Origin of the sequence: Anaerobiospirillum sp. NML120448, from assembly GCF_023050945.1 — a bacterium.
In the GTDB taxonomy this organism is placed as follows: Bacteria; Pseudomonadota; Gammaproteobacteria; order Enterobacterales; family Succinivibrionaceae; genus Anaerobiospirillum.
The window spans coordinates 1-4,619 of record NZ_JALKIM010000120.1; the positions used below are offsets into that span (position 1 = coordinate 1).

Below are 4,619 nucleotides of genomic sequence, written 5' to 3' on the forward strand. Positions count from 1 at the left end.
ATTGTGTACCTATTACTTCTATATGGTTAAGAATAGTATAGTAATATTTATATATGGAAAAGCTAAGAGTAGTTTTTCCAAGAATTAGATGAACATTCCACTAGTGTCAAACTAGCCTTTTTAATGCTCACCCTACCAATTATTCGCACATATAAAACCCTCTAGAAAGCTGCCCCAAAAGTCTGGTAGTAATAATCCCACCGTAGTTTTTTACAGTAAAAATCCCCTAAGACTAAGCCAATCCTAATGGTATTTACTTTATGCTTACTACTAAGCGCTCATGCTAACAGCCTACTTGAATACAAGCAGCCTTGCCACGCAAGCTAGTAAGCAAGGGAGCAGGCAATCATGCATGCATGCAAGCTTGATTGATTGATTGATGGTAAATATAGTCTCAGACTTCTTTAGTATTATGCTTGGCACCTCAGGCATGCATATTGTGGTCAATGATGATAATTTCTTTGGCCGTATTATCTTGCCTCTTAATGGTCATGAGTTAAGCGATCGTGAAACCATTTATTACGATACTGATGGCCGACCATGGCGTATTAGCAAGTCATGGAAAAAATGCAAGCGCAAATAATCTCCAACTCTCCCTTGCGCTTAACCTTTGTAGCCCGTTAGCTTTTGGGCTTAGATGGAGTATTTCCATGAAATAAGGGGAGTTTAAAATAAATCATGAAAAGTCTCCCCTATGTCTGATGTTAAGTGTCGTATACTATATCTGTATTGGCGGTTAATAAGATTAACAGCACCTAGTTAATATGCCTTTAGGACATTATTGAGATGTTCCAAAGTGCACTTGTCCAAAACTCCCAAAGGAGGAAGTCCGTGAACATTGTAGTTTTATTCGATGCGGATCAGGATCAGCAAGAGCAGCTTTTTGAGCTTATGTCTGCTTCTTCTATGAGCGAATGGTTTGATAACTTAGGCTTAGATATCAGAGAAGATTGCTCTGTTAGCGAAGAGGATATCGACGAATTTGGTTGGGAAGATGTAATTAACAACGAGTACGATATGTGCTTTATCAGCCACACCGAGGGAAGTCCTGATTGGGACTACTTATGGAGTGGCTCAGAGCTTAATTGTGAGGAGCATAACCTTTGTGCCTTTTGCGTAGCTGGTATTGAAGACTTTGAGTACTTATCAGAGTTTGAGAACTTTGTTTACAGTGCATGGCAAGAAGCATTTGAGCGTTGTGGAATTACCGATTTTGCTATCATTTGCCAAGAAAAAGATTTTGCCCGCTGTGGAGATGGTGGTGTTTTATCCATTGATGCCAAGTGCAGAGGCTCTTATACAGGTAAGCACTTTATTTCTATGGCCTCAGCTAGAAACAATAATATTTTTAACACAGAGTTTGATTGCGAATATCTCATGGCCACACCTAGTGACAACATCAGCGTAGATGAGGTTCAAGGCGGCTCGGCTATCATGTCGGTAGATTATGCCAAGAAGTTTTGGTGCAAGCTCACTGGTGAAGATATCACTAAAGTAGAACAGTTAGACCTCGAAGATTTTATCAATGTGGTCAACTTCTACGACTATTATGCTATTGCCGATCGTATTCCAGAGGACTTCCTTCGCGAGGATATCCCAGAGGAGGATGATTATGAGCAGTTTGGTAATCTATTAGTCTGTGTGGCCTCAGACACTCAATATAGTGCCTTTGACATGGATACTTTAAAGGAAATGGAGCAAGAAAGATGCGACGGCAAGAACTTCTCCATTAACAAACTCCTAAAGAAATAAGCCCAGCTCAATACTAAGAGCTCACTAGGCCCAAGCATAGTACTATGCTTGGGTCTGATGCTATTTGCAGCCTGTAAACAAGATTAACAATAGTGCAATAGCACTTAAGCAAAGCCCTATATAATTACGCTCCCAAATCAGCTTGGCAATAGCCATAATCAGCACAAAGCCCCTATAGTTTGCCGTCTAAAGCTGACACTGACTTCATAGCAACAGAAACTGAGTTGGCATTGTCTAAGTTCCCGCTCCAATAAGGCAAAGATAACTCACACTTAGCATAGAGCATACTATGCTCTGAAATGAAGATCTCAGCAGGATAATAGTAGCCAATCAGACCAATACCTTGGCAGCATTGCTGCGCTAGGTGTTCAATCTGAGCTAAAGCCTCACCATTCATATCTGTAAAATAAGCATCAGCTAAATTGTCCTTGATACCATTAATCAGGTAAGGAAACAGTGCAAAGGGGCACCCAATAGTGGCTTATTGCTAAGAAGTTGTATGAAAGCGCTGAGGACAGGGTATAAGCAGCTTGGAGCTACTTAATAGGAATTGGGGCGGTATTAGCACTGATAAATAAGCCATTAATGATGGGGAAGGAACCTTTAAGAGGTGGACGGTACCATTACAAAAGCCCAAGGCTATGATGATAGCCCTGGGCTTTATTGGTTTGCTATGAAGCTAAAGCTAAAGCTAAATTAGCATAAGAATTGGTTGTAGGCTGTGTTGTCAGTTAGCTCAACATATGGATATTTAATATCGTTGAGGAATTGATCTAAGCCTTCATCACCCTTAGTAACATCAAAGCCACATAATACTGAGCAGTACTCAAGGCCTGAAATTCTAAAGTGGAATAAGGAAATACTAAAGGTGCCAGCTAATTTAGTTAAGAAGTCGTTTAGGGCACCCTTGGTCTCTGGGAACTCAAAGAGGAATAAACGCTCTTTTTCACCATCGCCCAAGTGACCACCAATCATATAACGGATATGGTCTTTGGCTAAGGTATCCTTGGTTAAGTCAGTAACATTGTAGCCACTAGCGGTTAGGGAAGCACTGATTTCATTGCGCTCTCTATCGCCATTAGTCATCTCAATAGAGGCGAAAATACGGGCTCGATCTCGACGGTGGAGACGATAGCTAAACTCAGTTACGTGACGATTACCGATGGTATTACAGAAGTTTAAGAAAGCGCCCTTGGCCTCAGGAATTTCAACAGAGAAAATACCCTCAGTCATTTCACCTACATCACAGCGTTCAGCCACCATACGTAAGGTATGGAACTTAACATTAGCGCCAGACATAATGGCAATATGATTACCGTTGCTAAGACCATGCATACGGACATATTTCTTTAAACCAGCTAAGGATAAAGCACCACTAGGCTCAGCAATAGCACGGGTATCATCAAAGATATCCTTCATAGCAGCACAGATTTCATCATTAGAGCAGGTAATAATGTCATCCAAGTACTCGTTACAAAGGCGGAAGGTCTCATCACCTGCTTGGCTTACAGCCACGCCATCAGCAAAGTGAGAAACAAAGCCAATATTACAAGGAGAGCCATTAGCAATGGCAGCCTTCATACAAGCTGAGCCCTCAGCCTCAACACCAATCACCTTAATCTTAGGGATTAAGTTCTTGATATAAACAGCGATACCAGCAGCTAAGCCACCGCCACCAATTTGCACAAAGATAGTGTCAATTTCATTGACCTGACCCATAATTTCATGGGCAATGGTACCCTGACCAGCAATAACATCAGGATCATCATATGGAGGAATGAGAGTTAAACCCTGCTCACGAGCTAAATTCTTAGCGTGCTCGTAAGACTCACTAAAGCTCTCGCCATAAAGTACCACTTCGGCACCATAGCGACGTACTGCATCCACCTTTAAATCAGGGGTGGTAGTAGGCATAACAATCACAGCACGACAGCCTAAATTCTTGGCAGAAAGAGCACAGCCCTGGGCGTGGTTACCTGCTGAGGCAGCAACAATACCGCAATCTAATTGATCACGAGAGAGCTGACGAATCTTGTTATAAGCGCCTCTAATCTTAAAAGAGTGAATGGTCTGATAATCTTCACGCTTTAAGTAGACCTTACCCACACCAAGCTTATCAGTAAGTTTTTCGAGCTTGTGTAATGGGGTTAAACGAGCTACTGGGTAAATGCGAGCTAGCAAGATTTTACGTAAATACTCCTGCCCACTTAATGCATATCCTTGACTCATTTTTCACTCCTAAAAATTTCCAAATAAAACGCTACTTTGCTTAAGACTGAGCTAAAAGCATAACTCTCAAGGATTTTTGTGCTATTAAACGAAGATTAATTTAATATCTTTTACTTTAGCAAACTAAACCCATGGTGTTCGAGGTCTAGTCGCTTAAACAAAGAACGCCGCTGCCCTAAATAAGAACTATCTATTATTGTTTCATAGCTTAAGATAGTGCCACCAAGACAACTACTAATCATGTCATGACTACTTTCAGTGCTTAACCTCTGGCTACAGTTAGCAAAGTAAAGCGCCTTAGCAGTAGACAACTTTCAAAACTTGTGTAAATCCTAACATGAGCCCCATAAGAGCAAGGCTTTTGCCCAAAACCAGAACATAGCGCCACCCTGCGCACTTTTAAAGTGCAAAAGCTCCACTACGCAATCTCCAAGTTCTTTAATGCCTTATATAAGCCATTACCTAGCTAGCAGCACAACACAATAACACTACCATGCCATACTATCAGGCGTTTAAACCTAAAAGTTAGCTAACAGTGTCATGTAATTTATTAAAAGTCAAGATTTATATCGAAAAAAATGTTTATTGGGAGATAATTTTTTCTATAAATCATGACATTATATGTGATATAATGTCAT

General features: G+C 40.9%; 4 protein-coding genes. 2 read left to right on the forward strand and 2 right to left on the reverse strand.

Annotated elements, in window-relative coordinates:
- The first annotated feature begins 379 nt into the window (after positions 1-379).
- Positions 380-583, forward strand: coding sequence for a hypothetical protein (locus tag MXE38_RS11800; protein WP_246915304.1), 204 nt, complete (start codon positions 380-382; stop codon positions 581-583).
- Between the two features lie 248 nt (positions 584-831).
- The gene (locus MXE38_RS11805) at positions 832-1,752 is read left to right on the forward strand and encodes a hypothetical protein (RefSeq protein ID WP_246915307.1); all 921 of its coding nucleotides are present in this window, start codon (positions 832-834) and stop codon (positions 1,750-1,752) included.
- A gap of 172 nt (positions 1,753-1,924) precedes the next feature.
- On the opposite strand, the gene MXE38_RS11810 is transcribed toward MXE38_RS11805, so the two are convergent.
- Together MXE38_RS11810 and ilvA are read right to left on the reverse strand one after the other, a co-directional pair.
- Entirely contained in the window at positions 1,925-2,149 is a 225-nt protein-coding gene (locus MXE38_RS11810; RefSeq protein WP_246915310.1) for a hypothetical protein, read from the reverse strand.
- A 299-nt stretch (positions 2,150-2,448) separates the two neighbouring features.
- A complete protein-coding gene (gene ilvA / locus MXE38_RS11815; protein ID WP_246915312.1) occupies positions 2,449-3,981 on the reverse strand; it encodes a threonine ammonia-lyase, biosynthetic in 1,533 nt (510 codons plus the stop codon).
- Positions 3,982-4,619 lie beyond the last annotated feature (638 nt).